A 562-nucleotide genomic window follows, 5' to 3' on the forward strand; every position below is an offset into this window, starting at 1 on the left:
GTTGATCTCGGCTGCCTCTGCTTCAGGACCTGCGTCGAGTACGAGGGCGCGCACCACCTCACCCCTGAGAAGCAGGCGTCCGACAGGGTCCGCGACACGCTGACCGCCGAACGGGGCTGGCTGCAGGTGAAGATCTACGCCGGAGACCTGTCACGGGGCCCATCCTGGGTGGCGTCCCGGGTGGCCCCGGCATTGCGGCGGAACGGGTGGTCCCCGCGCTGACGGAACGGCTCACACCGAACTTCCCCATCGAAGGCTCGGACGGCTCCCCGCCGGTGTGGGTTGATCTCGGCTGCCTCTGCTTCAGGACCTGCGTCGAGTACGAGGGCGCGCACCACCTCACCCCTGAGAAGCAGGCGTCCGACAGGGTCCGCGACACGCTGACCGCCGAACGGGGCTGGCTGCAGGTGAAGATCTACGCCGGAGACCTGTCACGGGGCCCATCCTGGGTGGCGTCCCGGGTGGCCCCGGCATTGCGGCGGAACGGGTGGTCCCCGCGCTGACGGAACGGCTGGACCCCTCGCTGATTAAGCACCTGTGGCGGGCATTCTCGGAAAATAGC

Annotated in this window: 1 protein-coding gene and 1 pseudogene; both read left to right on the plus strand. The window is 68.7% G+C overall.

Annotated elements, in window-relative coordinates; all coding sequences use genetic code 11:
• Positions 1 to 222 (plus strand): annotated as a pseudogene (locus tag Y705_RS22315) (hypothetical protein); the annotation flags it as partial.
• On the plus strand, positions 207 to 503 hold the full coding sequence (locus tag Y705_RS18645; RefSeq protein WP_049822526.1) for a hypothetical protein: 297 nt from the start codon (positions 207 to 209) through the stop codon (positions 501 to 503). The pseudogene Y705_RS22315 and the gene Y705_RS18645, both read left to right, overlap by 16 nt.
• The last annotated feature ends 59 nt before the right edge of the window (positions 504 to 562 follow it).

The sequence above is a fragment of the Arthrobacter sp. H41 genome (genome assembly GCF_000520535.1).
GTDB lineage: Bacteria > Actinomycetota > Actinomycetes > Actinomycetales > Micrococcaceae > Arthrobacter_D.